39 protein-coding genes are annotated in these 23,636 nt (G+C 46.3%); 37 read left to right on the top strand and 2 right to left on the bottom strand.

Annotation, left to right across the window (positions count from 1 at the left end):
* The first annotated feature begins 16 nt into the window (after positions 1-16).
* The 34 genes from rplB (at position 17) to NO352_RS19160 (ending at position 19,886) form a co-directional block, all read left to right on the top strand.
* Positions 17-847: a 50S ribosomal protein L2 gene (gene rplB / locus NO352_RS19325; protein ID WP_005544548.1), complete on the top strand. Its 831-nt coding sequence runs from the start codon at positions 17-19 to the stop codon at positions 845-847.
* A gap of 70 nt (positions 848-917) precedes the next feature.
* Positions 918-1,196 (top strand): 30S ribosomal protein S19, encoded by a 279-nt coding sequence (gene rpsS, locus NO352_RS19320; protein WP_163979320.1) that lies wholly within the window; start codon positions 918-920, stop codon positions 1,194-1,196.
* A gap of 36 nt (positions 1,197-1,232) precedes the next feature.
* On the top strand, positions 1,233-1,565 hold the full coding sequence (gene rplV, locus NO352_RS19315; RefSeq protein ID WP_005544545.1) for a 50S ribosomal protein L22: 333 nt from the start codon (positions 1,233-1,235) through the stop codon (positions 1,563-1,565).
* A 13-nt stretch (positions 1,566-1,578) separates the two neighbouring features.
* On the top strand, positions 1,579-2,244 hold the full coding sequence (gene rpsC, locus NO352_RS19310; RefSeq protein ID WP_005544543.1) for a 30S ribosomal protein S3: 666 nt from the start codon (positions 1,579-1,581) through the stop codon (positions 2,242-2,244).
* A 2-nt stretch (positions 2,245-2,246) separates the two neighbouring features.
* Positions 2,247-2,681: a 50S ribosomal protein L16 gene (gene rplP, locus NO352_RS19305; protein ID WP_005544541.1), complete on the top strand. Its 435-nt coding sequence runs from the start codon at positions 2,247-2,249 to the stop codon at positions 2,679-2,681.
* Positions 2,671-2,871, top strand: coding sequence for a 50S ribosomal protein L29 (gene rpmC, locus NO352_RS19300; RefSeq protein ID WP_005544540.1), 201 nt, complete (start codon positions 2,671-2,673; stop codon positions 2,869-2,871). Before rplP ends, rpmC begins: the two co-directional genes overlap by 11 nt.
* Positions 2,872-2,934: 63 nt before the next feature.
* Entirely contained in the window at positions 2,935-3,201 is a 267-nt protein-coding gene (gene rpsQ, locus NO352_RS19295) for a 30S ribosomal protein S17 (RefSeq protein ID WP_005544539.1), read from the top strand.
* A 35-nt stretch (positions 3,202-3,236) separates the two neighbouring features.
* Positions 3,237-3,605: a 50S ribosomal protein L14 gene (rplN, locus tag NO352_RS19290; RefSeq protein WP_005544538.1), complete on the top strand. Its 369-nt coding sequence runs from the start codon at positions 3,237-3,239 to the stop codon at positions 3,603-3,605.
* A gap of 39 nt (positions 3,606-3,644) precedes the next feature.
* Positions 3,645-3,995 (top strand): 50S ribosomal protein L24, encoded by a 351-nt coding sequence (gene rplX / locus NO352_RS19285; protein WP_005544537.1) that lies wholly within the window; start codon positions 3,645-3,647, stop codon positions 3,993-3,995.
* 27 nt (positions 3,996-4,022) lie between these two features.
* Positions 4,023-4,565: a 50S ribosomal protein L5 gene (gene rplE / locus NO352_RS19280; RefSeq protein ID WP_005544536.1), complete on the top strand. Its 543-nt coding sequence runs from the start codon at positions 4,023-4,025 to the stop codon at positions 4,563-4,565.
* A gap of 89 nt (positions 4,566-4,654) precedes the next feature.
* Entirely contained in the window at positions 4,655-4,840 is a 186-nt protein-coding gene (locus NO352_RS19275; protein WP_005544535.1) for a type Z 30S ribosomal protein S14, read from the top strand.
* Between the two features lie 32 nt (positions 4,841-4,872).
* Positions 4,873-5,271: a 30S ribosomal protein S8 gene (gene rpsH, locus NO352_RS19270; RefSeq protein ID WP_005544534.1), complete on the top strand. Its 399-nt coding sequence runs from the start codon at positions 4,873-4,875 to the stop codon at positions 5,269-5,271.
* Between the two features lie 31 nt (positions 5,272-5,302).
* Positions 5,303-5,845: a 50S ribosomal protein L6 gene (gene rplF, locus NO352_RS19265; RefSeq protein ID WP_021252448.1), complete on the top strand. Its 543-nt coding sequence runs from the start codon at positions 5,303-5,305 to the stop codon at positions 5,843-5,845.
* Positions 5,846-5,909: 64 nt separating this feature from the next.
* Entirely contained in the window at positions 5,910-6,278 is a 369-nt protein-coding gene (gene rplR / locus NO352_RS19260) for a 50S ribosomal protein L18 (RefSeq protein WP_163979321.1), read from the top strand.
* Positions 6,279-6,303: 25 nt separating this feature from the next.
* Entirely contained in the window at positions 6,304-6,801 is a 498-nt protein-coding gene (gene rpsE / locus NO352_RS19255) for a 30S ribosomal protein S5 (RefSeq protein WP_005544531.1), read from the top strand.
* 13 nt (positions 6,802-6,814) lie between these two features.
* Positions 6,815-7,000, top strand: a complete 186-nt coding sequence (rpmD, locus tag NO352_RS19250) for a 50S ribosomal protein L30 (protein WP_005544529.1) — start codon at positions 6,815-6,817, stop codon at positions 6,998-7,000.
* 94 nt (positions 7,001-7,094) lie between these two features.
* The gene (gene rplO / locus NO352_RS19245) at positions 7,095-7,535 is read left to right on the top strand and encodes a 50S ribosomal protein L15 (protein ID WP_005544528.1); all 441 of its coding nucleotides are present in this window, start codon (positions 7,095-7,097) and stop codon (positions 7,533-7,535) included.
* A complete protein-coding gene (gene secY / locus NO352_RS19240) occupies positions 7,535-8,833 on the top strand; it encodes a preprotein translocase subunit SecY (protein WP_005544526.1) in 1,299 nt (432 codons plus the stop codon). The genes rplO and secY overlap by 1 nt, the downstream gene beginning before the upstream one ends.
* Before the next feature lie 142 nt (positions 8,834-8,975).
* Positions 8,976-9,620, top strand: a complete 645-nt coding sequence (locus tag NO352_RS19235; RefSeq protein WP_005544525.1) for an adenylate kinase — start codon at positions 8,976-8,978, stop codon at positions 9,618-9,620.
* A gap of 3 nt (positions 9,621-9,623) precedes the next feature.
* Positions 9,624-10,376 carry a type I methionyl aminopeptidase gene (gene map / locus NO352_RS19230; protein WP_040735556.1) on the top strand — a complete coding sequence of 251 codons (753 nt, stop codon included), beginning with the start codon at positions 9,624-9,626 and terminating at the stop codon, positions 10,374-10,376.
* Between the two features lie 9 nt (positions 10,377-10,385).
* A complete protein-coding gene (locus tag NO352_RS19225; RefSeq protein ID WP_005544523.1) occupies positions 10,386-10,697 on the top strand; it encodes a KOW domain-containing RNA-binding protein in 312 nt (103 codons plus the stop codon).
* A gap of 2 nt (positions 10,698-10,699) precedes the next feature.
* Positions 10,700-10,915: a translation initiation factor IF-1 gene (gene infA / locus NO352_RS19220; RefSeq protein WP_005544522.1), complete on the top strand. Its 216-nt coding sequence runs from the start codon at positions 10,700-10,702 to the stop codon at positions 10,913-10,915.
* Between the two features lie 101 nt (positions 10,916-11,016).
* Entirely contained in the window at positions 11,017-11,130 is a 114-nt protein-coding gene (gene rpmJ / locus NO352_RS19215; protein WP_003333770.1) for a 50S ribosomal protein L36, read from the top strand.
* A gap of 20 nt (positions 11,131-11,150) precedes the next feature.
* Positions 11,151-11,519 carry a 30S ribosomal protein S13 gene (gene rpsM, locus NO352_RS19210; RefSeq protein WP_005544507.1) on the top strand — a complete coding sequence of 123 codons (369 nt, stop codon included), beginning with the start codon at positions 11,151-11,153 and terminating at the stop codon, positions 11,517-11,519.
* A gap of 19 nt (positions 11,520-11,538) precedes the next feature.
* The gene (gene rpsK, locus NO352_RS19205) at positions 11,539-11,934 is read left to right on the top strand and encodes a 30S ribosomal protein S11 (RefSeq protein ID WP_021252440.1); all 396 of its coding nucleotides are present in this window, start codon (positions 11,539-11,541) and stop codon (positions 11,932-11,934) included.
* Between the two features lie 138 nt (positions 11,935-12,072).
* Complete coding sequence (locus NO352_RS19200; protein ID WP_005544505.1) at positions 12,073-13,017, top strand: DNA-directed RNA polymerase subunit alpha; 945 nt, start codon at positions 12,073-12,075, stop codon at positions 13,015-13,017.
* Positions 13,018-13,050: 33 nt separating this feature from the next.
* Positions 13,051-13,416, top strand: coding sequence for a 50S ribosomal protein L17 (gene rplQ, locus NO352_RS19195; protein ID WP_005544503.1), 366 nt, complete (start codon positions 13,051-13,053; stop codon positions 13,414-13,416).
* A gap of 272 nt (positions 13,417-13,688) precedes the next feature.
* Positions 13,689-14,489: a tRNA pseudouridine(38-40) synthase TruA gene (gene truA, locus NO352_RS19190; protein ID WP_005544501.1), complete on the top strand. Its 801-nt coding sequence runs from the start codon at positions 13,689-13,691 to the stop codon at positions 14,487-14,489.
* A 181-nt stretch (positions 14,490-14,670) separates the two neighbouring features.
* Complete coding sequence (gene rplM, locus NO352_RS19185) at positions 14,671-15,108, top strand: 50S ribosomal protein L13 (protein WP_005544500.1); 438 nt, start codon at positions 14,671-14,673, stop codon at positions 15,106-15,108.
* Between the two features lie 22 nt (positions 15,109-15,130).
* On the top strand, positions 15,131-15,523 hold the full coding sequence (gene rpsI, locus NO352_RS19180) for a 30S ribosomal protein S9 (protein WP_005544499.1): 393 nt from the start codon (positions 15,131-15,133) through the stop codon (positions 15,521-15,523).
* A 279-nt stretch (positions 15,524-15,802) separates the two neighbouring features.
* Positions 15,803-16,495 carry a phosphoadenylyl-sulfate reductase gene (locus tag NO352_RS19175; RefSeq protein ID WP_005544498.1) on the top strand — a complete coding sequence of 231 codons (693 nt, stop codon included), beginning with the start codon at positions 15,803-15,805 and terminating at the stop codon, positions 16,493-16,495.
* 122 nt (positions 16,496-16,617) lie between these two features.
* The gene (gene sat, locus NO352_RS19170; RefSeq protein WP_289356529.1) at positions 16,618-17,796 is read left to right on the top strand and encodes a sulfate adenylyltransferase; all 1,179 of its coding nucleotides are present in this window, start codon (positions 16,618-16,620) and stop codon (positions 17,794-17,796) included.
* A 115-nt stretch (positions 17,797-17,911) separates the two neighbouring features.
* Positions 17,912-18,670 carry an N-acetylmuramoyl-L-alanine amidase CwlD gene (gene cwlD, locus NO352_RS19165; protein ID WP_163979333.1) on the top strand — a complete coding sequence of 253 codons (759 nt, stop codon included), beginning with the start codon at positions 17,912-17,914 and terminating at the stop codon, positions 18,668-18,670.
* Between the two features lie 70 nt (positions 18,671-18,740).
* Positions 18,741-19,886, top strand: coding sequence for an Mrp/NBP35 family ATP-binding protein (locus tag NO352_RS19160; RefSeq protein ID WP_289356528.1), 1,146 nt, complete (start codon positions 18,741-18,743; stop codon positions 19,884-19,886).
* 74 nt (positions 19,887-19,960) lie between these two features.
* On the opposite strand, the gene gerD is transcribed toward NO352_RS19160, so the two are convergent.
* Positions 19,961-20,635 carry a spore germination lipoprotein GerD gene (gene gerD, locus NO352_RS19155; protein WP_005544494.1) on the bottom strand — a complete coding sequence of 225 codons (675 nt, stop codon included), beginning with the start codon at positions 20,633-20,635 and terminating at the stop codon, positions 19,961-19,963.
* 131 nt (positions 20,636-20,766) lie between these two features.
* Here gerD and NO352_RS19150 point away from each other — a divergent pair, with 131 nt between their 5' ends.
* The gene (locus NO352_RS19150; RefSeq protein WP_289356527.1) at positions 20,767-21,369 is read left to right on the top strand and encodes a KinB-signaling pathway activation protein; all 603 of its coding nucleotides are present in this window, start codon (positions 20,767-20,769) and stop codon (positions 21,367-21,369) included.
* 31 nt (positions 21,370-21,400) lie between these two features.
* Here the strand turns inward: NO352_RS19150 and pdaB are convergent, their stop codons facing one another.
* Positions 21,401-22,207 carry a polysaccharide deacetylase family sporulation protein PdaB gene (gene pdaB / locus NO352_RS19145; RefSeq protein ID WP_163979329.1) on the bottom strand — a complete coding sequence of 269 codons (807 nt, stop codon included), beginning with the start codon at positions 22,205-22,207 and terminating at the stop codon, positions 21,401-21,403.
* A gap of 164 nt (positions 22,208-22,371) precedes the next feature.
* On the opposite strand from pdaB, the gene NO352_RS19140 reads away from it, so the two are divergent.
* On the top strand, positions 22,372-22,977 hold the full coding sequence (locus tag NO352_RS19140) for a stage II sporulation protein M (RefSeq protein WP_268621578.1): 606 nt from the start codon (positions 22,372-22,374) through the stop codon (positions 22,975-22,977).
* 201 nt (positions 22,978-23,178) lie between these two features.
* Positions 23,179-23,403, top strand: a complete 225-nt coding sequence (locus NO352_RS19135) for a hypothetical protein (protein ID WP_005544487.1) — start codon at positions 23,179-23,181, stop codon at positions 23,401-23,403.
* The last annotated feature ends 233 nt before the right edge of the window (positions 23,404-23,636 follow it).

The raw sequence follows: 23,636 nt of genomic DNA, 5'->3' as shown, positions 1-23,636 counted from the left end.
TAAGGAGGGAAAACAAGTGCCTATCAAAAAGTACAAACCGACATCCCCGGCTCGTCGTAATATGAGCGTGTCCACGTTCGAAGAAATTACAACGAATGTACCGGAGAAATCGTTGTTGGCTCCTTTGAGCAAAACTGCGGGCCGCAACAACCAAGGTAAAATTACGGTTCGTCACCACGGTGGTGGACACAAGCGTAAATACCGTATCATCGATTTCAAACGTAACAAGGATGGCATTCCAGGCCGCGTTGCTACAATCGAGTACGATCCAAACCGTACTTCCAATATCGCATTGATCAACTATGCTGATGGTGAAAAGCGTTATATCATCGCTCCTAAAGGGTTGAAAGTAGGCGACGTAATCGAATCCGGTTCCGGCGCAGACATCAAAATCGGTAACGCATTGCCATTGGAAAACATTCCAGTAGGTACAGTTATCCACAATATCGAATTGCAACCAGGTAAGGGTGGTCAGTTGGTTCGCGCCGCTGGTACGGAAGCTCAATTGCTTGGTAAAGAAGAAAAGTACGTAACAGTACGCTTGTCTTCTGGCGAAGTTCGTAAATTGTTGAAAGTGTGCCGTGCTACAATCGGTTCCGTAGGTAACGGAGACCATGAGCTTATCAAAATCGGTAAAGCAGGCCGTAACCGCTGGTTGGGCAAACGTCCAGTCGTTCGTGGTGTGGTAATGAACCCGGTTGATCACCCTCACGGTGGTGGTGAAGGTAAAGCTCCAATCGGTCGTAAGTCTCCTATGTCTCCATGGGGCAAACCGACACTTGGTTACAAAACGCGTAAAAAAGGCAAACATTCCGATAAATATATCGTTCGTCGTCGCACGAAATAATATGTTTCCGTTTCATTGCGCAGCAGCGTAATCGCAAGCGAATCAGTTCTGTCGAAGGGAGGATTCATACATGGGTCGCAGTTTGAAAAAAGGACCATTTGTTGATGGTCACCTGATGAAGAAAGTTGAAGAATTGAACGATACAAGCAAAAAAGTTGTTATCAAGACTTGGTCCCGTCGTTCTACAATTTTCCCTCAATTCATCGGTCACACGTTCGGGGTATATGACGGACGTAAACATGTGCCAGTGTACGTAACGGAAGATATGGTCGGCCATAAGCTTGGCGAATTCGCGCCAACGCGTACGTACAAAGGTCATGACGATGACAGAAAAACAGGCAAACGCTAATTATTGATTAGAGAGCATTCGAGGGGAGGTACTTCCATGCAAGCAAAAGCACATGCGAATAACATTCGCATCGCCCCGCGCAAAGTTAAGCTCGTTATTGACTTGATCCGCGGCAAACAAGTGGGCGAAGCAATCGCAATTTTGCGCCACACGCCGAAGTCAGCTTCGCCAGTGGTTGAAAAATTGTTGAACTCTGCAATTGCCAATGCAGAACACAACCATCAAATGGACGTTAATAATCTCGTTATTTCGGAAGTCTTCGTGAACCAAGGTCCAACGATGAAACGTTTCCGTCCACGCGCTATGGGACGTGCGAGCCGAATTAACAAAAGAACAAGCCACATCACGCTTGTAGTATCTGAAAAATAAGGAGGGACAACGTGTGGGTCAAAAGGTAAATCCAGTCGGACTTCGAGTGGGCGTTATCCGCGATTGGGAATCCAAGTGGTATGCCGAGAAAGATTTCGGTACATTGCTCATCGAAGACGTGAAGATTCGTGAATTCCTTAAAAATAAATTGAAAGAATCCGCCGTATCCCGCATTGAGATTGAACGTGCAGCTAACCGCGTGAACGTTACAATCCACACTGCGAAACCGGGTATGGTAATCGGTAAAGGCGGTTCCGAAGTTGAAGCACTTCGTCGTGAAGTAACGAAAATTGCTAACGGCAAAAAAGTACACATCAACATCTCGGAAATCAAAACTCCAGATTTGGACGCAACTCTCGTTGCAGAGAGCATTGCACAACAACTGGAACGCCGCGTTTCTTTCCGCCGCGCTTTGAAACAATCAATTCAACGTTCCATGCGCGCTGGTGCGAAAGGGATCAAGACTGCAGTAAGCGGTCGTTTGGGCGGTGCTGAAATCGCTCGTACAGAAGGATACAGCGAAGGGACAGTGCCACTTCATACGCTTCGCGCCGACATCGACTACGGCACAGCTGAAGCTCATACAACTTACGGCCGTATCGGCGTAAAAGTATGGATCTATCGTGGAGAGGTACTTCCTACGGCTAAGAAAAAGGCTGTTGAGGAAGGAGGCAACTAATCATGTTGGTACCTAAACGTGTAAAGCACCGGAAGCAGCAAAAAGGACGCATGAAGGGTCAAGCTAAAGGTGGCACGACAGTTCACTTCGGTGAATACGGGTTGCAAGCATTGGAGCCTACATGGATTACGAACCGTCAAATCGAGGCTGCTCGTATTGCGATGACTCGTTACATCAAACGTGGCGGTAAAGTATGGATTAAAATTTTCCCAGACAAACCAATTACGGCTAAGCCGCTTGAGGTTCGTATGGGTAGCGGTAAAGGTAACGTTGAGAAGTGGGTTGCTGTAGTTAAGCCTGGTAAAGTAATGTTCGAACTTTCCGGTGTACCTGAAGAGGTAGCTCGCGAAGCTATGCGCCTTGCTGCTCACAAACTGCCTGTCAAGACTAAGTTTGTGAAACGTGAAGAAATGGGTGGTGAAGCAAATGAAAGCTAGTGAATTCCGCAACTTGACCACTGCTGAAATTGAACAAAAGATTGCCGGATTCAAGGAAGAACTTTTCAACCTCCGTTTCCAATTGGCTACCGGACAGCTTGACAACCCAACTCGCATTCGTGACGTGCGTAAAGCGATTGCTCGTGCACATACGATTCTGCGTGAAAGAGAACTTGGTATTACTAGCTAATTCACCAAGATGTCAGTTTCGGAAAAATAGACATCCTGTATCCAGGAAGGAGGCAGAACACTAATGAGTGAAGTACGTAACGCTCGTAAAGTGCAAATTGGTAAAGTTGTCAGCGACAAAATGGACAAAACAATCGTAGTAGCGGTTGAGACATACAAGAAGCATGATTTGTATCACAAACGCATCAAATACACGAAGAAGTTCAAAGCGCATGACGAAAATAACGAAGCCAAAATTGGCGATACTGTGAAAATCATGGAGACGCGTCCGTTGTCGAAAGACAAGCGCTGGAGACTCGTTGAAATCGTTGAGAAAGCAGTTATCGTTTAATGAACGGATAGTTTCACCGAAAGGAGGACATTCGAATGATTCAAGCATTTTCACGTTTAAATGTAGCAGACAACTCTGGTGCGAAAGAACTGATGTGTATTCGCGTGTTGGGCGGTACTGGCCGTAAATCAGCTCACATCGGTGACTTGATCGTATGCTCCGTCAAACAAGCAACACCAGGCGGCGTTGTCAAAAAGGGTGACGTAGTCAAAGCGGTTATCGTTCGTACGAAGCGTGCTGTTCGCCGTAAAGACGGTTCTTACATCGCATTTGACGAAAACGCAGCGGTTATCGTGAAAGAAGATAAGGGCCCACGTGGGACTCGTATTTTCGGACCTGTCGCTCGCGAACTTCGCGAAAAAGACTTCATGAAAATCGTTTCCCTGGCACCGGAAGTTATCTAATCAACTTGCCCGCCAGGCAAGACTCAGGAGGTGTGACACATGCCACGATTGAAAAAAATTCTCGAGTCGCATAACAACAAATTGCACGTGAAAAAAGATGACACTGTCATCGTGATCACGGGTAAAGATAAAGGCAAAAAAGGCCGTGTTATTGCAGCATTCCCTCGTGAAAACCGCGTTATTGTGGAAGGCGTAAACATGGTGAAGAAGCATCAGAAGCCTAACGCTAAGAACCCACAAGGCGGTATCGTTGAGCAAGAAGCAGCAATTCATGCATCTAACGTTATGCACGTGGATCCAAAGTCGGGTAAAGTAACGCGCATCGGTTACAAAGTGGAAAACGGTAAAAAAGTGCGCGTAGCTAAACGCTCCGGCGAAATTATCGACTAATCGCTTCGGAAAGGAGGTCCATTCTAGATGGCAGCTCGTTTGAAAGAACGTTATTTGAACGAAATTACTCCTGCGCTAGTGCAGAAGTTCAACTATACATCAGTTATGCAAGCTCCAAAAGTGGAGAAAGTCGTCATCAACATCGGTATGGGTGAGGCTGTTCAAAACTCCAAAGTTTTGGATACTGCAGTAGCTGAATTGCAACAAATCGCTGGTCAAAAGCCAGTAATCACTCGCGCGAAGAAGTCTATCGCAGGCTTTAAGCTTCGTGAGGGAATGCCGATTGGTGTGAAAGTTACATTGCGCGGCGAGCGCATGTATCACTTCTTGGACAAATTGTTCAATGTCACGCTTCCTCGTGTACGCGACTTCCGCGGTATCTCGAACAAAGCGTTTGACGGCCGCGGCAACTACACACTCGGTTTGAAGGAGCAAATCATCTTCCCTGAAATCGAGTACGATAAAGTTGACAAGGTTCGTGGTATGGATATCGTCATCGTTACGACGGCGAAGACGGACGAAGAGTCCCGCGAATTGTTGACGCAACTCGGCATGCCTTTCGCGAAGTAATTCGTAAAAAGGTCGGTTACGTTTGAGATACGAACTGAGCAATCAGTTTTGAATCCATCGACACAAATCTCTAGGAGGTGTCAACTCACGTGGCAAAAACTTCGATGAAAATCAAGCAACAACGCAAACCGAAGTTTGAAGTACGGGCATATACGCGCTGTGAGCGCTGCGGACGTCCGCATTCCGTATTACGTAAGTTCAAAATTTGCCGGATTTGTTTCCGCGAATTGGCATACAAAGGCCAGATTCCTGGCGTTAAAAAAGCAAGCTGGTAATCAACCCTGTTGCGGGAAGGAGGTTTACACTAATGGTTATGTCCGATCCGATTGCAGATATGCTTACACGCATTCGCAATGCTAATACAGTGCGTCATGAAACGGTGGAAATGCCTGCTTCTACTATGAAGAAGCAAATCGCAGAAATCTTGAAGCGTGAAGGCTTTATCCGTGACGCTGAATATATCGATGACAACAAACAAGGGATCATTCGCGTGTTCCTGAAGTACGGTGCAAACAACGAGCGTGTTATCACAGGCTTGAAGCGCATCAGTAAACCAGGACTGCGCGTGTACACGAAAGCTAATGAGGTTCCTCGTGTACTGGGCGGTCTCGGTATCGCAATCATCTCGACGTCCAAGGGCGTCATGACTGACAAAGAAGCTCGCCAGTCCAAATCCGGCGGCGAGGTAATCTGCTACGTTTGGTAAACCATTCGCATAAGATTGGAGGTGCAACAACATGTCCCGTATTGGTCGCAAACCAATTGAGGTACCAGGTGGCGTAACTGTCACTTTGGAAAACCACGTTATTACAGTAAAAGGACCGAAAGGAACTTTGACTCGTGAACTTCATAAAGACATGAAAGTGTCTGTAGAAGAGAACGTCATTTCCGTAGAACGTCCTTCTGAAAATAAACTTCATCGTTCGTTGCACGGTACAACACGCAGCGTAATCAACAACATGGTTAGCGGAGTAACTGATGGTTTCTCCAAAACCCTTGAGTTGGTCGGTGTAGGTTACCGTGCTAACAAATCCGGCGACAAGCTTGTCTTGAACGTAGGATACTCCCATCCGGTTGAAATTACACCGGAAGCTGGTATTGAATTCGAAGTGCCTGCTCAAACGAAAATCATCGTTAAAGGCATTGATAAAGAGCGCGTTGGTGCATATGCAGCGAACATTCGTGCAGTACGTGAACCAGAACCTTACAAAGGTAAAGGTATCAAGTACGAAGGCGAACGCATCATTCGTAAAGAAGGTAAAGCAGGCAAGAAGAAGTAAGATCTTGCCTAGCTCACTTACCTTAGCAGCTTAATGGTTAAACTGAAGGGAGTGAAACAATCCGATGATTACCAAAGGCGATAAGAACAAAGCTCGTTTGAAAAGACACCTGCGTGTCCGTAAAAAAATCGAAGGTACAACGGAACGTCCTCGTTTGAACGTATTCCGTTCTTCCAAACATATTTACGCTCAACTTATCGATGACGTGAAAGGCGTAACAGTCGCTTCCGCTTCGACTATGGATAAAGAGCTTCGTGGAGATATCAAAAATGGTGGTAACGTAGAATCCGCTCGCAAAGTTGGCGAATTGATCGCAAAACGTGCGAAAGAGCAAGGATATGAGACAATCGTATTCGATCGCGGTGGTTACTTGTACCATGGACGTATTCAAGCTTTGGCTGACGCAGCACGCGAAGCTGGTCTTGAATTCTAATTTTTAATCGAAGGAGGTAAACGACTTGCGAGTTGATCCAAACACGTTAGAACTTTCTGAAAAAGTTGTTCAAATTAACCGCGTTGCTAAAGTTGTTAAAGGCGGACGTCGCTTTAGCTTTAGCGCTCTCGTGGTTGTCGGCGATGGCAAGGGCTGGGTTGGCGCTGGAATCGGTAAAGCATCCGAAGTACCAGACGCAATCCGCAAAGGTATCGAAGACGCTAAGAAAAACCTGATTCATGTTCCGTTTGTTAACACGACAATCCCTCACCAAGTAATTGGTCAGTTCGGCGCTGGTAAAGTTCTCTTGAAGCCAGCATCCGAAGGTACTGGGGTTATCGCAGGCGGTCCAGTACGTGCCGTTCTTGAGTTGGCTGGTGTAGGCGATATCTTGACGAAATCGCTTGGTTCCTCTAACTCCATGAACATGGTTAACGCTACATTGGAAGGCTTGTCTCGTTTGAAGACAGCTGAACAAGTAGCAAAATTGCGCGGTAAATCCGTTGAAGAACTGTTAGGTTAAGGAGGGGACGAAGATGGCGAAATTGCAAATTACCCTCGTTCGCAGTCTGATCGGTCGCCCGGAAACTCATCGCCAAACGGTGAACACTTTGGGTTTGCGCAAGTTGAATCAGACGGTTGTTCATAACGACAACGTTGCGATCCGCGGAATGGTAAACCAAGTTAAACACTTGGTTGAAGTCAAAGAGATCGAAGCGTAAGGGTAACACCATACGACTTCTGTAATCGGATATAGATTACATGGTACAATACAAAAGATTAGAGTCATAAATATTAAAGGAGGTGCGACGAACGATGAAGTTGAATGAACTTTCTCCGGCACCTGGTTCCCGCCAAACACGTAATCGTGTAGGCCGTGGTATCGCGACAGGAAACGGTAAAACATCTGGCCGTGGTCACAAGGGTCAAAATTCCCGTTCTGGCGGTGGTGTTCGTCCGGGCTTCGAAGGTGGACAAAACCCACTTTACCGTCGTCTGCCAAAACGCGGCTTTGTAAATCCTACTCGTAAAGAGTATGCGGTAGTTAACGTAACGGATTTGAACCGCTTTGAGGCTGGTACGGAAGTAACTCCGGAATTGTTGATGGAACAAGGCATCGTGAACAACCCAATGAGCGGAATCAAAGTATTGGGCAATGGCGAGCTGTCCGTTAAATTGACGGTCAAAGCTAATAAGTTCTCTCAATCTGCGGTAGAGAAGATCGAGGCTGCCGGCGGTAAATCCGAGGTGATCTAATGTTCAAGACCGTATCGAATATATGGCGAGTCGAGGACTTGAGACGTAAGATTTTGTTTACGCTCATGGTTCTGATCGTTTATCGCGTCGGGTCCTTTATACCGGTTCCCGGCGTCGATACGTCGGTCTTTGCTACAGCAAACCAAAACACGGATTTGTTCAGCATGCTGAACACATTCTCTGGTGGTGCGCTGTTTAAATTCTCTATCTTTGCTCTAGGAATTATGCCGTACATTACGGCATCGATCATCGTACAGCTTCTGTCGATGGACGTCATTCCGAAGTTTACTCAATGGGCGAAAGAAGGAGAAGTCGGCAAACGTAAGCTTTCCCAAATCACGCGCTACGGTACCGTAATATTGGGATTGATTCAAGCTTTCGGTACGGCGATTGGGTTTAATCGCATGTACGGTGCGCAGCTGGTTCCAGGTGCGACATTTGCGGATTATGTCCTAATCGCGATTGTCTTGACTGCTGGTACGGCGTTCTTGATGTGGATCGGTGAGCAAATCACGGAAAAGGGTATCGGCAACGGTATCTCGATTCTGATTTTCGCAGGTATCGTCGCAGCTATCCCGATTCATATCGGGGAGATTTATCGTAGTCAATTTGCCGATGCAAGCGGACAAATGTTCCTCAACATCGTCAAAATGATCGTTATCGTATTGGTTATCGTGCTGATTGTGGTGGGTGTTATCTACATTCAGCAAGGGAACCGTAAAATCCCGGTACAATACGCTAAACGTGTTGTGGGTAACAAAATGTATGGTGGACAGAACACGCACATTCCGCTTAAAGTAAATGGTGCAGGCGTTATTCCGGTCATCTTTGCATCTTCGCTTTTGATGTTCCCGGCTACAATTGCTCAATTCTGGGCGGATAAGCCGTGGGCTCGTTGGATCATTGAACATATGGGATTGAACAAGCCGCTTGGCATGTTCTTATACGTTCTCTTGATTATCGGGTTTACGTTCTTCTACACATTTGTACAGTTGAATCCACAGCAAATGGCTGATCAAATGAAAAAGAATGGCGGTTATATTCCAGGAATTCGTCCGGGGAAAGCAACAGCTACGTACTTGACGCGTGTAATGTCTCGCATTACACTTGCTGGAGCTATCTTCCTTGCTGGCGTATCCATCTTGCCAGTGTTCTTCGGGGCACTAGCTGGATTGCCGCAATCTGTTCAAATTGGTGGTACTTCGATTCTCATCGTTGTCGGCGTTGCGCTTGACACAATGAAGCAGATCGAAAGCCAATTGATCAAACGCCATTACAAAGGTTTCATTAATAAATAGGCAATAGGTTCTGATGAGACCATTTAGGCTCATTGGCACCTATTGTGCTGTTCTTGTAGAGCAGAGGCTTAACGAATGGCATCGAAGCACCCCACTTCCGACGAAGTTAAGCCTGTGCTTACCATAAAGGGAGTGACATTCGATGAACATTCTATTCATGGGGCCTCCTGGGGCAGGAAAAGGAACACAGGCCGAGCGTATCGTTGAACAATTCGGCGTTCCTCATATCTCGACAGGAGACGCATTCCGCAAGGCAATTGGTGAAGGCACTCCTATCGGATTGAAGGCTAAAGAATACATTGATCAGGGTCTGCTCGTTCCGGATGACGTGACGGTAGGCATCGTGCGAGAGCGCCTTGCACAACCTGATTGCGAGAAAGGTTTCCTTCTCGATGGTTTCCCACGCACATTGGCGCAAGCTGAAGCGCTGGATAGCATCTTGGTGGAACTGAGTCGCAGTCTTGATCACGTCATCAACCTGAGCGTTGACCGCGATTTACTGCTGGCGCGTCTTACAGGACGACGCATTTGCAAGTCTTGCGGCGCGACGTACCATGTCATCTATAACCCGCCTAAACAAGAGGGCGTTTGTGATAAGTGCCAAGGCGAGCTGTACCAACGTTCGGATGATTCCGAAGAGAAAGTTGGCACACGTCTTGATGAGTACATCAACAAAACGGCACCTTTGCTCGCATACTATGAGGACAAAGGCTTGTTGCGTCAGGTTGACGGGGAGAAGGAAATTGATACGGTCACGTCAGAAATCGTATCTTTACTGCGGGGTTAAACCATGATCATTTGTAAGTCCGAAGTGGAATTAGGCTTCATGAGGGAAGCTGGGCGAATTGTTGCGGAAACGCATCGTCTTTTAGCGAAATCGATTGAGCCGGGGATTACCACTCTCGAGCTTGATTCGATCGCGGATTCGTTTATTCGCAGCCAAGAAGCAACACCTTCTTTCAAGGGCTACAACGGTTTTTCCGGCAGCATTTGCGCATCAGTGAACGAAGAACTGGTTCACGGCATTCCCGGAAAGCGCAAGTTAAACGAAGGCGACATCATCAGCATCGACATCGGTGCGGAATACCGCGGATATCATGGCGACTCTGCCTGGACATACGGTGTTGGTAAGATTACGGATGCAGCTCAGCAGTTGCTTGACGTAACGGAACAATCACTTTATGCTGGCTTAGCGCTGGTTAAGCCGGATGTTCGGTTGTACACGATATCGCACGCGATTCAACGCGTGATCGAGGATGCAGGTTTTTCCGTTGTACGGGAATATGTCGGACACGGAATCGGTGCGGAGCTTCATGAAGAGCCGCAAATTCCGAACTACGGCATTCCGGACCGCGGACCACGCTTAAAGCCGGGCATGGCGCTCGCGATTGAGCCGATGGTCATTGCCGGTGGGCGTCACGTCAAAACGCTCGCAGACAACTGGACGGTCGTGACGGTGGACAGTTCATGGTGTGCTCATTTCGAGCATACGGTAGCTGTAACGCCGGACGGATGCGAAATTTTGACGAAGCTGGTTGAGTAGGTGAGAGGCATGAATGAATATTCGACTCCGCGTCTCGGCCAATTCGTCAAGGTTCTTCAAGGTCGTGATGAAAGCAAATATGCGGTTATTGTCGGCATTGAAGAGTCGCGCTACGTCAAGATAGCGGACGGAGACAAACGAAAGTTTGATCAACCAAAGCGTAAAAACTTGCTTCATCTCGAATTGCAACCTGCAATTAGCCATGAAGTTGTCCATAGTTTACACGAAAGCGGACGGGTAACGAACAGCAAGCTACGTTATGTCATAGCGAAGCATGCTGAACAACAAGCCGCTGCACATGCTGATGAGAAAGGAGAATGACGTTGGCCAAAGAAGATGTAATTGAAGTTGAAGGTGTTGTAATTGAACCGTTGCCGAATGCAACGTTCCGTGTTGAGCTGGAGAATGGTCACCAAATTCTTGCCCACGTTTCCGGAAAGCTGCGGATGCATTTCATCCGTATCCTGACGGGGGACAAAGTGGTCGTTCAACTGTCGCCATACGATTTGAGTAAAGGTCGCATCACATATCGGAAGTAGTGCTCGGATCGTTCCGAGTCGCGCTTGCATGAACTTGCAGGCCGTTCACGCGTCAGGAAGACGGTTTGACGTGCTACTTGAGAAACTGGGAGGTATTCAGCATGAAGGTAAGACCTTCTGTTAAGCCCATTTGCGAGAAATGCAAAGTCATTCGTCGCAAAGGCAACGTTATGGTAATCTGTGAAAATCCGAAACACAAACAAAAACAAGGATAATAGAAGGGGGTGTAGCGTAAATGGCTCGTATAGCTGGTGTAGACTTGCCACGGGATAAACGCGTTGAGATCGCCTTGACATACATTTTTGGTATTGGTAAAACAACTTCTAAAAAGGTAATTGCTGAGGCTGGCGTTAACCCTGATACTCGCGTTCGCGATTTGACGGAAGATGAGGTAAACAAAATTCGTGAGCTGATTGACAAAACGGTTAAGGTTGAAGGTGACCTTCGTCGTGAGATTTCTCTGAACTTGAAGCGTTTGGTTGAAATCGGATGCTATCGTGGTATCCGTCATCGCCGTGGATTGCCTGTTCGTGGACAACGCACGAAAACAAATGCTCGTACACGTAAAGGCCCTCGTCGTACTGTAGCGAACAAGAAGAAGTAATAAGGGGGGATAAGTAGCAATGGCAAAACCAAAAAAAGTCGTACGTACAAAACGTCGTGACCGTAAAAATATTGAGACTGGTGTGGCTCATATCCGTTCCACGTTCAACAACACGATCGTGACTATCACGGATCCACACGGCAACGCAATTTCTTGGGCTAGCTCCGGCGGTTTGGGCTATAAAGGCTCCCGTAAATCTACGCCATTCGCAGCTCAAATGGCTGCTGAATCCGCAGCTAAAGCTGCTATGGAACATGGCATGAAGACGGTAGAAGTTATGGTTAAAGGCCCAGGCGCAGGTCGTGAAGCTGCCATCCGTTCTCTGCAAGCTGCAGGTTTGGAAGTTAGCATGATCAAAGACGTAACGCCAATCCCGCACAACGGCTGCCGCCCACCAAAACGTCGTCGCGTATAATGACGGCAACACCGATGCGTGTAGTATTAAGCTAGCGCCTGTTGGGAAGAATGGTTGTTTAGGCATACTGCATGAATCGACCGACCGTAGGTGTTTGACGTTAATGAACGCCAGCGACGTTTTAAGGAGGGTTATATAGTGATTGAGATCGAAAAGCCGAAGATTGAAACCGTGGAAGTCAATGAGGAAGGCACATACGGCAAATTTGTCGTAGAACCATTAGAGCGTGGATACGGTACGACGCTGGGTAACTCCCTGCGCCGTATTCTCCTCTCCTCGTTGCCCGGTGCAGCAGTGACGTCCGTTCAAATCGACGGTGTCTTGCACGAGTTCTCGACAGTCCCAGGCGTCTATGAAGACGTTACTGAGATTATCTTGAACTTGAAGGCCCTATCGCTGAAAATTCACTCCGATGAAGAGAAAATTCTCGAAATCGATGCGGAAGGCGAAGGGGTAGTAACGGCTGGCGATATTCGAGCGGATAGTGATGTGGAAATTTTGAACCCGGATCTCCGCATTGCGACATTATCACAAGGTTCGAGACTCCATATGCGCATTTATGCGAATCGTGGACGTGGTTACGTACAAGCAGATCGCAACAAACGGGAAGATCAGCCAATCGGTGTCATTCCAGTTGATTCGATCTACACACCAATCTCGCGTGTGAACTACACAGTAGAGAACACTCGTGTTGGTCAAGTAACCAACTACGACAAGCTGATGCTTGAAGTATGGAGTGACGGAAGCATTCGACCAGAAGAAGCGGTTAGCCTCGGCGCGAAGATCCTCACAGAGCATCTGATGCTCTTCGTTGGTCTGACTGATGAAGCGAAAGACGCAGAAATCATGGTTGAAAAAGAGGAAGATAAGAAAGAGAAAGTTCTTGAGATGACTATCGAAGAGCTGGATCTCTCCGTTCGTTCCTATAACTGCTTGAAACGTGCCGGCATCAATACGGTTCAAGAGCTGATTACGAAAACGGAAGAAGATATGATGAAGGTTCGCAACTTGGGCCGCAAATCTTTGGAAGAAGTTCAAGAGAAGCTCGAAGAACTCGGATTGGGCTTACGCATGGAAGACTAAACGGGACTTGGCATAGAAGGAGGGGAAATAGCAATGGCATACCAAAAGTTGGGTCGTGACTCTAGCGCGCGTAAAGCTTTGTTCCGCGACTTGGTTACTGACTTGTTCTTATATGAGCGCATCCAAACAACTGAAGCGAAAGCGAAAGAAGTTCGTTCCATCGCTGAAAAGTTGATCACGTTGGCGAAGCGCGGTGACTTGCATGCTCGCCGTCAAGTGGCAGCATTCGTTCGTCGCGAAACGTTGAACGGTGAACAAGATGCAATCCAAAAGCTGTTCTCGGAGCTTGCACCACGTTACGCAGAGCGTCCAGGTGGCTACACACGTATCATGAAACTGGGACCACGCCGTGGCGACTCCGCGCCTATGGTTTATTTGGAACTGGTTGACCGCGCGTAATTGCGGTTAGAAAATACGTTCAATACGTCGTGTAACAGCGACGTGAAAGAAGGCTCCCATGAGGAGCTTTTCTTTTTAACTGTGTCGGATTGGAGCCAACTCCTGTTGGTCTCCAGTCATGACTCTTGCAATGATTCACTTATGAACCTTATATGCTATATCTCATGTGGTGAATGAATGCAAGAACTTACGCAATGCAGCGGCTATCTTTATGCAAATAGAGATGGCAGCGACTGCCCTGCCACGCAGAGCAGTGAATGAAAGGAGTCTTCATGCGTAACATAGGAATGCTTGTAAGCTACGATGGAACAGCTTACAGCGGTTTTCAGATACAGCCGAATGAAGACACGGTACAGGGTCGGATTGAGCAAGCTATTAAAATGCTGACGAATGAATCTATAAGCATTCATGCTTCAGGTCGGACAGATGCAGGAGTGCATGCTTACGGCCAAGTATTCAACTTCATGACCGAATCGGCGATTCCGATTGACCGGTGGACGATTGCGATCAATTCGCGTTTGCCAGATGACATTGTCATCCGTGAGACGTGGGAGGCGCCATTGTCATTCCATTCTCGTTACTCGTCGAAGCGGAAGACATACCGTTACTCCATCATTGCAGAGCGGAAACCGGATGTATTCCGGAGGTTGACCGAGTTCTTTTACCCGAAGCCTCTGAATGTCCGTGCAATGCAAGAAGCCATTACACATATAATAGGGGAGCATGACTTTACCTCGTTTACTTCTCCGAAGTCGACGAAGGTGAGCAATGTTCGCACCATTTATGATGCCCACATCGAATATGAACCAAGCGAAACGGGGGAAGAAGGCCGCGGGAGGATCCATATCGTCGTGACAGGCAATGGCTTCTTATACAATATGGTTCGCATCATTGCAGGTACGATGATACGGGTGGGACAAGGCAAGCTCGCACCTCATGATATCCCACGCATTCTTGAAGCGAAGAATCGCCAGGTGGCAGGTCCCTTGGCTGTTCCTCAAGGACTGATGCTGTGGAGCGTGGAATATGGCGGCGAAGAGCGTCTTGACCTCATAAACAACGTATCCGAGTGATTCGAAAGAATTCCTTGCATTATGCACTAATCTGTTGTAAAATAACTTTTGTGTTTCTTTAGGCTTTCCCACAGCCCCCCAAAGAAATCACACTGCAGATTGCAGTTCTTGAATGGAAATTAACGATTGAACGAATATACACAAGCTAGACAGGAACGAATGTTATTAAGGAGGATATTTCATGCGTACCACTTACATGGCGAAGCCAGCTGACGTTGAGCGCAAATGGTTCATTATCGACGCTGAAGGTAAGACACTTGGCCGCTTGGCGAGCGAAGCAGCTGCACTTATTCGCGGCAAACACAAACCAACTTTCACGCCACATGTTGACGGCGGTGATTTCGTTGTTATCATCAACGCTGAGAAAATCGTGTTGACAGGTAAGAAATTGACTGACAAGAAATACTATCGTCACTCCCACTATCCAGGCGGTTTGAAAGTGACATCGGCTCAAGAAATGTTGAACAACAAGCCAGAGCGTATGATCGAACTTGCTGTTCAAGGGATGTTGCCTAAGACTCGCATGGGTAACAAAATGAAGCTTCGCGTTAAAGCATATGCAGGCGCTGAGCATCCACATCAAGCACAACAACCTGAAGTTTACGAACTTCGCGGATAATAAATAAAGGGAGGACAGTTTCATGGCACAAGTACAATACTATGGGACAGGTCGTCGTAAGCATTCCGTAGCGCGTGTTCGCCTTGTACCAGGCGAAGGCCGCATCGTGATCAACAAACGTGACCTTAATGAATACTTTGGTTTGGAAACTTTGAAGCTTATCGTGAAGCAACCATTGAACCTTACAGAAACACTCGGCAAATACGATGTGTTGGTATTGGCTCATGGTGGCGGCATCTCCGGTCAAGCTGGCGCAATTCGTCACGGCATTTCCCGTGCATTGCTCAAGGCTGACCCTGAGCTTCGTCCAGCTTTGAAAAAAGCAGGATTCTTGACTCGCGACCCTCGTATGAAAGAACGTAAGAAATACGGTCTTAAAGCAGCTCGTCGCGCACCTCAGTTCTCCAAACGTTAAGATTGGATTACCGAACATACAGCCCTTTCTTGGTCTATGGCCAAGAAGGGCTTTTTTGTTTGTCCAATAATGTCATTCATTTCTCCTCAACGCAAAGCATCAATCTCTCCAACTTTACAATCACCTTAAACATCCGCCTGGAATAGGCTGTTATCGTACGTGTTTCTTTAATTTCTAATTTTCGAATTGACAAAGCGTGGAAACGATCTATAATTATTTATTATATAAAACATATCAAAATACTAGGAATAATAAGGCGAGTATTTGGAGGATGCGAAAATGAATTTGTTGGAGAAAGAGGCCCTCATTCACGAGATGGCTGAGCAATTCGAGCACTCGAAGCCGGAAGAAGTCGTTGCCTGGGCGGTAGAGACCTTTCCGAATATTACATTTGCCTGCAGTTTTGGCGCCGAAGACGTTGTATTGGTAGATATGCTGCAGCGAATCAGTCCTTCAACCGATATATTTTACTTAGATACCGATTTCCATTTTAATGAGACTTATGACACGAGAGATCGAATTTCTGAACAATATGGTTTGGATTTTGTTCGTGTCACCCCACAACTTTCCCCTCAGAAGCAAGCTGAACAGTTCGGTGATGAACTATGGCTCCGAGATCCCAATCAATGCTGTAATTTGCGGAAGGTAGAACCACTCACACGTATTCTTAGTAAATATGATGCTTGGATAACAGGGATTCGCCGAGATCAAGCACCAACAAGAGCCAATGCACGAAAAGTTGAATACGATTCTAAATTTGGCCTTATTAAATTCAATCCATTAGCTGCATGGACATCAGAAGATGTATGGAATTATATCCGTGTTAATGGTGTCATTTATAACCCGCTTCACGATCATGGATATCCCAGTATAGGTTGCTCATATTGCACACGAACTGTTCAAGCTGGTGAAGACCCTCGTTCTGGTCGTTGGTCAGGCACAGAGAAAGTTGAATGTGGACTTCATAAGTAATTTTATAGCCATTAAAAGTTAAAAGGCATTGCACAAGTGTAAATGTGGAGCTCATAATCTAAACTTATCTTTCATCGAATAATAGGAGTATTGTTGCTGCGAGAGGAGAGGTGGAAACCACTATGCCAACAATAGAACCTCACGGGAGGATACTAGTCAATCGACTAGTACTGGAAGTTGATAAGGAACATAAACGCAATGAGGCGGCAGCTTTGCCGCATATCCAAATAGACGGTCGGACATTATCAGATTTAGAAATGATCGGGGTAGGGGCTTTTTCTCCACTAGAAGGCTTTATGAATGAGGACGATTATAAGAGTGTAGTAGCTCGGATGAGGCTGGCAAATGACATCATATGGAGCTTGCCTATTACGTTGGCAGTGACTGATGAAGTTGCAAAGGAACTCTCGATTGGAGAAACGGCAGCATTAGTTGGGGAAGAGGATGGAAAACTGTATGGCACTATTGACATCGAAAGCATCTATCAGGCGGACTTACTGCATGAAGCAGAACAAATCTACAGAACGATGGATACGGCGCATCCTGGGGTCGAGAAGCTTCTGAAGCGACCTTCTACATATGTAGGAGGCAAGGTGTCCGTATTGGAGCGAAAGCAGCCGGATCAGTTTACCCAATATTATTTTGATCCGGCGGAGACTCGTCGATTATTTGCGGACAAAGGCTGGAGAACGATTGTAGGCTTCCAAACGCGAAATCCGGTTCATCGTGCACACGAGTATATTCAGAAGAGTGCAATGGAAATTGTAGATGCATTATTTTTAAATCCGCTCGTTGGGGAAACCAAATCTGATGATGTCCCTGCTGATGTGCGCATGCGCAGTTATGAAGCATTACTAGCGAATTATTATCCAGAGAATCGAGTATTTCTTGGAGTATTCCCAGCTGCAATGCGTTATGCGGGGCCAAGAGAAGCCATATTCCATGCCATCGTACGGAAAAACTACGGCTGTACACATTTCATTGTTGGCCGCGATCATGCAGGAGTAGGCGATTATTACGGCACCTATGATGCTCAGCATATATTCAGCTCCTTCGAACCAGGAGAACTAGGAATACAGCCTTTGTTCTTTGAGCATAGCTTCTATTGCAGGACATGTGGCGGTATGGCCTCCAACAAAACCTGCCCTCACAGTGCGACCCATCATTTGACCTTGTCGGGGACGAAGGTACGTGCCTTATTGCGTGAGGGAACATGTCCTCCGCCAGAGTTCTCGAGACCGGAGGTAGCCCGTATCTTAATCGAAGGAATGGCACATTCCACAACTGCTCGTACGAATTGAATAGAGGAACCTTCGGCAGAGAACGTATATTTGTCCACCTCGTCCCATATAGATGATTAGGAGTCTTTATGGAGCGGAGGTGGACTTTTTTGTGAAAAATGTGAGATGGGGACAAATGAAACAAAAACGAAGACAAACGTCAATCTTATGGATACCGTTGCGTAATGTCCGCCAATGGGTGATAAGCCTATGCCTGGTGCTTGCCGTCATCACGGTAATGACAATGGAGATGCCGGTATCGAAAACGTGGACGTATTGGTCGATTCCGTTATCAGGCAAAGTGATTGCAATCGATGCGGGGCATGGAGGCGTGGATGGGGGAGCTGTAGGTCGTGAAGGACTGCTCGAAAAGGATATCAATTTAACGATTGCGCTTTTGTTACGGGATTATTTGCAGCAAGCAGGTGCTATTGTTGTCATGACACGTGAAGGAGACTATGATTTGGCAGATAAGAATACGAAAGGTTATTCTCGAAGGAAAGCTGAGGACTTGAAGAAGCGTGTAAGCTATATCGAGGAAAAGAAAGTGGACGTCGTCATTAGTCTCCATATGAACAGTGTTCCTTCTTCGCGCTGGAGTGGGGCACAGGCCTTTTATACGAATCGCCATCCCGATAATGAGCGTTTAGCGAAGTGGATTCAAGCTGAAATTCGAACGAATTTGGGCAATACCGATCGGGAAGCCAAACCGACGGATCGAAAGCTTTACTTTATGGATCATATCTCAATCCCTTCTGTATTGGTGGAGTCTGGATTCCTATCAAATCCGGAAGAATCGCGAATGTTGGCTAATGAAGAATATCAGCGTAAGTTAGCTGCATCCATTTACAAGGGAATTTTGCGATATATTGCAGGGGAAAAGACTGGGAAATGAGGACCTTATGCTATAATAGAAGCGGTTACATAGTGACCGATATGAACTTCATAGGAGACGAGGTGCCATCATGACGACGAAAGAAGAAGTGCTGCAAGCGCTGCAGGGCTTGCAAGAGCCGGTGTCCGGACAAGACATGACAAGCCTTCATTGGATTCGCGATATGATGATTAAGCAAGATGAAGTGAAGCTGACGGCTATCGTAGCGCCGCAGGCAGCAGATGCAGCCGCACGCGAATCGCTGGCCGAACAGATTAAGGAACGTTTGGCTAGAATTGGACATCACAATGTATATGTGCGTACTCGGATTGCTTCTGAAGCTGAATGTAATGCTGCAGGGATAGCGATGCAAGGGCAATCTCCGGAGCAAGCGAATGCGAGCCGTAACGCTCAAGGAGGCACTGCTCCTCGCGGACATGGTACGGGATTAGAGCAGCATCCTATCTTGGATCCGGAATCTGGAGTCAAGTTCATTGCAATTGCGAGCGGTAAGGGCGGGGTTGGAAAATCAACGGTTACCGTGAATCTTGCGGTTGCGCTTGCTCGTCTCGGTAAGCGTGTTGGTCTTATAGATGCAGATATTTATGGGTTTAGTGTACCTGATATGATGGGAATAGAAGATCGCCCAGTAGTGGTGGACAACTATATCATTCCGCAAGAGCGCTTTGGAGTGAAGGTAATGTCCATGGGATTCTTTGTGGAAGACAATAGTCCGGTCGTATGGCGTGGTCCGATGCTTGGCAAGATGTTGCGTAATTTCTTCCAAGAAGTACAATGGGGAGATCTAGACTACATGCTTCTCGACTTGCCGCCGGGTACGGGGGATGTCGCTCTCGATATCCATCAGATGATTCCGCAAAGCCAAGAAATCATCGTTACAACACCGCATGCGACAGCTGCTTTTGTTGCAGCGCGCGCAGGAACGATGGCCGTTCATACGAAGCATGACATTATTGGGATCGTTGAAAATATGTCCTACTTGGAATGCGGCTCGTGTGGCGAGAAGCAGTATGTATTTGGACGCGGTGGCGGTGCGAAGCTTGCAGATGAGCTTCATGTTGATTTGCTTGCACAGCTCCCGCTTGGTGCTCCTGACAACCATCCTGCTGAGCCAGATTATGCACCTTCTATATATAAGGCTGATTCCCCAATTGGGAAGCTGTTCGATGAACTGGCAACGGCTGTTGATGCAAAGATACAAGCCGGTTCGATATAACAAGATCAAGATTGGAGAGGGCCCAAATCAGGAGCTCCTCTCCATTTTGATTTCAAAAGGGGATAGCGTAACTATTAGCCTTCGCTACTTCCGCCCTCTTCTTCAGATCCTCCACTCTCGCCGCCGCCTTGCTTTTCTCCGCCTTTTTTCTGTCCTTCCTTACCTTTTTCCTTCGGCTGAAGCTCTTCCTTAACGACCTTTCCTAATAAGTCCATAACTTCAAGCTTAAATAAAGGGCTATTCATTGCGTCTTTCATTACCGTTTGAAGCTGTTTGCGATACTCCGGTGTTTTCACCATATCCAAATAGGATTTCATCATATCCGGTGATTTTACAATATCCCCAAAATCCTTCTGATATTCTGGATCCTTCATTAATGCTTTCAGGATCTGTTTATTTTCTTTGCTGACAGCCTTAGCGAATTCCCCGGCGAATTTCGGATCCTTCATCACCTTATCCAGCACTTTTTCATATTCAGGTGATACAAGTGTATCCTTAACAGCTGTACGTAATTGCTCCTGCTGCTGCATGGTAAGCGATTGGGCTTGCATACCGCCGCCGCCACCGCCTGATGGCCCTGATTGGATCGCCTTTTGAGCTTCCTCAGTCTTTAAAATATCGACAACCATCGTTTTGACTTCTTTATAATCGAGATTACTGCTTTGTGTGGGCTGCTCCATGCCGCAAGAGGTCAACAGCACGATTACGATAAGACTGACAATCGCAAGCTTGCCCAGTGGTGCCTTCATAACAGCTTCGCTCCCTTCTGTCCATGTCCCTCACGCGTAGTATGTGGAGGAAATTATGAATTATGTTTGACAATGATAGTTTTTTGCTGAGAACATTGGTAAAATAATGAACATTGCGGAGGTGGAGCACCATGAATTTGAAAAAATGGTCTTATTTATTTTGGACGACTACATGTATTGGTGGGGCGATTAGTCTCGTCATTGGCCTCGCATTACAAGTATTTCAAGGGGAAATGGGCAATTTTAGAGGACCAGTGGACATTATGCTTAATGTGCTTCAACTGATTTTGAGCGGATGTATGATAAGCGTCTATTCTCAGATGGGCTTTTTCGCATACTTGACATTGAATTATATTGCCATAGGTCTGTTTAAGAAAGGATGGCCGTATGTTCAGGTCGTATTGACTGTAATTGCTCTGCTGGATCTAATGTTTTTACGGATGTTGTTAGTTGACAGGCCAGAAGGTGCAGCAAGAGGAGGATATGAGGATATCTTATTAGGCGTAGTCGTCCTTGTATTCGCTGTCGTTGTTTCCTATTGGAAAGTTAAAGCGACAAATGCAACAGCTCTCATTCCAACCTTATTCTTTATGATTGCCATCACCACAGTTGAAACATTGTCAGCACTTAATATTGGAAATATGGCTACTTGGTTCGTATACATACCGCTCGCAATCTGCAATGCATATCAAATTTTGATGCTGCATCGACTGCTGGGCACAGTAAAAAGCTGACGGAAATCCGTCAGCTTTCTTGTTTATCACCTTACATGCCAACTGCATTTTGCAAATGCTCCATCATGGTCGCTTGATCTTGAATTGCTTTGCTCTTCATTTCGGTTTGTTGTATTAGTTCCGAGACCGTGACGAACTCAAATCCCTTGGCAGACAGCTGATCCAGAATGGTCGGCAGAGCGAGGTGGGTTTGCTTGCATGAATCACTGGCGTGCATGAGAATAATGTCCCCAGGATGTGCTTTGCTAACAACACGGTTTACAATCGTATCGACCCCGGGATTTTTCCAATCCAATGAATCCGTATCCCATTGAATAACTTTATAATTTAGGCTATTCGCGATTTGGAGAACACGTTTGTCAAAATCCCCATTGGGCATGCGGATTAAATTCGGAGATTTCCCCGTAACTTCGGTCAAAATATGATGGGCTGCTTGTATTTGCTTGCGAATATCCTCATCACTCATACTGCTGTAATTGTCATGCTTGTGACCATGGCTTCCAATTTCATAGCCTGCGCTTACGATCTTTTTCACTAGATCACTGTGCGTTTTGCTCCAAGGAGAGGAGAGAAAAAACGTTGCTTTCTTGACACCCTTCTCCTGCAAAACCTGTAAAATAGGCTCGATGCGGCTATCGCCCCAACTGATATCGAACGTTAGTGCGAGCATTTTTTTGTCAGTAGGAACGCTGTAAATCGCAGAAGGACTGCTGCCTTCTGAAAATACAGTGATGTTGTCGCTCTCCACGTAAACGACACCAGCGGCGAATAACATCGCAATAGCGAGGAAAAATACGCGTTTTATTTTTTTGCCGCTAAATACATAAAAGTAATTCATAGCAGGGCTGCTCCTCTCGTACCGTTGGAATAGGGCTTCTTAACAGGAAGTAATCCAATATATTGCTGCCCGTCGACAAGCTGCAGCTTGTCATGCTTGTTTACTACACTGTATGCTGAGTATATAGAATTATGTCTGCAGGTCAGTCTGAAAGGAGGGTTCATATGCTTCGATTTCCATCATGGTGGAATACGTTAAAGCAGATTCGTTTGTATCTCCTAGCCGCTGTCGTGCTTTTTGCTGGAGGTTACATACTGGGGAACCAGTGGAGCGGGTTTGAAGGGTTTATTATGGAGCAGCTCAAAGGGATTCAGGGCATTCGGGATCAGTTGATGCAATCCGAAAATCAAGAGTTGTCGTTCTTTGTGTTCATTTTCTATAACAATGCGATTAAAGCCGTTTTAATTATGTTTGCTGGGATCGTATTAGGAATTGTTCCAGCAGCATTCCTTGTTATCAATGGCATGGTGATCGGGCTGCTGCTTCGGATGATGGAGTCACAAGGCATTGATTTAGCAAGTACAATCGTCAAGGGCTTACTGCCGCACGGGATACTTGAAATTCCGGCCATTCTTATCGCAGGAGCCTACGGTATGAGATTTGGAATGCTTATTTTGCAGCGATGCTTTAGCAAACGGAAACGAACCGAAGTGCCTACAATTATAGAATGGGTGAAGCATACCGGAGTAGGGGCTGTATGGATAACCGCAATGCTGCTAGTAGCTGCTATTATTGAGAGTACAGTCACATTTTGGCTCATGCATAGTTAACTAGATGAAGAATACGCACCTCCCTGTGATAAAACGTCTTAAAAATGAGCATAACAGTAAAGCGGCACCATTCTTTCTGTAAAATCACAGAAGCGGGTGTATGCTGTCAGCCTGAAGCTCACCTTATGGCTGTAATGCGCTTTATGGAAGCAAGACATTATGTTCAATGGGGTATTGTCTCAAGGGAGGATGCGGTCAGTTATGCTAGGATTTCTGTTCAATGAGAGAGAATGTAAAGAGTTAAGTTATATGCTTCGAAAAGAATTAGATGAGATGCTGTTCGACTTAAGCGATAAACGTTTAGAAGTAGAAATTCGGGATGCCATATCCAAGCGATATCGCACGGTTTTCCGCATGTATGCACGGATAGCTTCACCTAAAGAACTGTCTAAGTATGCAAGGAATCATCGCAATGTTACTATGTAATAAAAAAGTTTTAAAAAAGTGTTGACGTGTTTTCGAATATATGATAAATTATTTTTCGTTCCCTTCTGAACGACTTCGACATGAAGCGAGTGGGAATAACATCATAAAGAACGGTTGAAAAAAACATTTGAAAAAAAGTGTTGACATCAACTGAATGAAATGATAAGATATAAAAGTCGCCGCTGACAAAGCGGTGAGAAAAAGAAAGTAACTAAGAGATTGGTTACTGACTG

The sequence above is a fragment of the Paenibacillus sp. S-12 genome (genome assembly GCF_030363895.1).
GTDB lineage: Bacteria > Bacillota > Bacilli > Paenibacillales > Paenibacillaceae > Paenibacillus_B > Paenibacillus_B alvei.
Note: the sequence above shows the minus strand (reverse complement) of the source record. Positions and strands in the feature narration are given on the sequence as shown.

What these genes read in the sequence shown, in the direction of transcription:
- rplV (WP_005544545.1), top strand. Translation starts at nt 1,233, where the DNA reads ATGCAAGCAAAAGCACATGCGAATAACATTCGCATCGCCCCGCGCAAA.
- NO352_RS19225 (WP_005544523.1), top strand. Translation starts at nt 10,386, where the DNA reads ATGAATGAATATTCGACTCCGCGTCTCGGCCAATTCGTCAAGGTTCTT.
- NO352_RS19175 (WP_005544498.1), top strand. Translation starts at nt 15,803, where the DNA reads ATGAATTTGTTGGAGAAAGAGGCCCTCATTCACGAGATGGCTGAGCAA.
- rpsI (WP_005544499.1), top strand. Translation starts at nt 15,131, where the DNA reads ATGGCACAAGTACAATACTATGGGACAGGTCGTCGTAAGCATTCCGTA.
- NO352_RS19235 (WP_005544525.1), top strand. Translation starts at nt 8,976, where the DNA reads ATGAACATTCTATTCATGGGGCCTCCTGGGGCAGGAAAAGGAACACAG.
- rplR (WP_163979321.1), top strand. Translation starts at nt 5,910, where the DNA reads ATGATTACCAAAGGCGATAAGAACAAAGCTCGTTTGAAAAGACACCTG.
- pdaB (WP_163979329.1), bottom strand. Translation starts at nt 22,207, where the DNA reads ATGAATTACTTTTATGTATTTAGCGGCAAAAAAATAAAACGCGTATTT.
- rplN (WP_005544538.1), top strand. Translation starts at nt 3,237, where the DNA reads ATGATTCAAGCATTTTCACGTTTAAATGTAGCAGACAACTCTGGTGCG.
- map (WP_040735556.1), top strand. Translation starts at nt 9,624, where the DNA reads ATGATCATTTGTAAGTCCGAAGTGGAATTAGGCTTCATGAGGGAAGCT.
- rplM (WP_005544500.1), top strand. Translation starts at nt 14,671, where the DNA reads ATGCGTACCACTTACATGGCGAAGCCAGCTGACGTTGAGCGCAAATGG.
- NO352_RS19135 (WP_005544487.1), top strand. Translation starts at nt 23,179, where the DNA reads ATGCTAGGATTTCTGTTCAATGAGAGAGAATGTAAAGAGTTAAGTTAT.
- rplX (WP_005544537.1), top strand. Translation starts at nt 3,645, where the DNA reads ATGCCACGATTGAAAAAAATTCTCGAGTCGCATAACAACAAATTGCAC.
- rpsS (WP_163979320.1), top strand. Translation starts at nt 918, where the DNA reads ATGGGTCGCAGTTTGAAAAAAGGACCATTTGTTGATGGTCACCTGATG.
- rplF (WP_021252448.1), top strand. Translation starts at nt 5,303, where the DNA reads ATGTCCCGTATTGGTCGCAAACCAATTGAGGTACCAGGTGGCGTAACT.
- rplQ (WP_005544503.1), top strand. Translation starts at nt 13,051, where the DNA reads ATGGCATACCAAAAGTTGGGTCGTGACTCTAGCGCGCGTAAAGCTTTG.
- rpmD (WP_005544529.1), top strand. Translation starts at nt 6,815, where the DNA reads ATGGCGAAATTGCAAATTACCCTCGTTCGCAGTCTGATCGGTCGCCCG.
- rpmJ (WP_003333770.1), top strand. Translation starts at nt 11,017, where the DNA reads ATGAAGGTAAGACCTTCTGTTAAGCCCATTTGCGAGAAATGCAAAGTC.
- NO352_RS19160 (WP_289356528.1), top strand. Translation starts at nt 18,741, where the DNA reads ATGACGACGAAAGAAGAAGTGCTGCAAGCGCTGCAGGGCTTGCAAGAG.
- rpsH (WP_005544534.1), top strand. Translation starts at nt 4,873, where the DNA reads ATGGTTATGTCCGATCCGATTGCAGATATGCTTACACGCATTCGCAAT.
- rplO (WP_005544528.1), top strand. Translation starts at nt 7,095, where the DNA reads ATGAAGTTGAATGAACTTTCTCCGGCACCTGGTTCCCGCCAAACACGT.
- rpsK (WP_021252440.1), top strand. Translation starts at nt 11,539, where the DNA reads ATGGCAAAACCAAAAAAAGTCGTACGTACAAAACGTCGTGACCGTAAA.
- NO352_RS19140 (WP_268621578.1), top strand. Translation starts at nt 22,372, where the DNA reads ATGCTTCGATTTCCATCATGGTGGAATACGTTAAAGCAGATTCGTTTG.
- rpsQ (WP_005544539.1), top strand. Translation starts at nt 2,935, where the DNA reads ATGAGTGAAGTACGTAACGCTCGTAAAGTGCAAATTGGTAAAGTTGTC.
- rplP (WP_005544541.1), top strand. Translation starts at nt 2,247, where the DNA reads ATGTTGGTACCTAAACGTGTAAAGCACCGGAAGCAGCAAAAAGGACGC.
- rplE (WP_005544536.1), top strand. Translation starts at nt 4,023, where the DNA reads ATGGCAGCTCGTTTGAAAGAACGTTATTTGAACGAAATTACTCCTGCG.
- gerD (WP_005544494.1), bottom strand. Translation starts at nt 20,635, where the DNA reads ATGAAGGCACCACTGGGCAAGCTTGCGATTGTCAGTCTTATCGTAATC.
- sat (WP_289356529.1), top strand. Translation starts at nt 16,618, where the DNA reads ATGCCAACAATAGAACCTCACGGGAGGATACTAGTCAATCGACTAGTA.
- rpmC (WP_005544540.1), top strand. Translation starts at nt 2,671, where the DNA reads ATGAAAGCTAGTGAATTCCGCAACTTGACCACTGCTGAAATTGAACAA.
- truA (WP_005544501.1), top strand. Translation starts at nt 13,689, where the DNA reads ATGCGTAACATAGGAATGCTTGTAAGCTACGATGGAACAGCTTACAGC.
- cwlD (WP_163979333.1), top strand. Translation starts at nt 17,912, where the DNA reads ATGAAACAAAAACGAAGACAAACGTCAATCTTATGGATACCGTTGCGT.
- secY (WP_005544526.1), top strand. Translation starts at nt 7,535, where the DNA reads ATGTTCAAGACCGTATCGAATATATGGCGAGTCGAGGACTTGAGACGT.
- NO352_RS19150 (WP_289356527.1), top strand. Translation starts at nt 20,767, where the DNA reads ATGAATTTGAAAAAATGGTCTTATTTATTTTGGACGACTACATGTATT.
- rpsM (WP_005544507.1), top strand. Translation starts at nt 11,151, where the DNA reads ATGGCTCGTATAGCTGGTGTAGACTTGCCACGGGATAAACGCGTTGAG.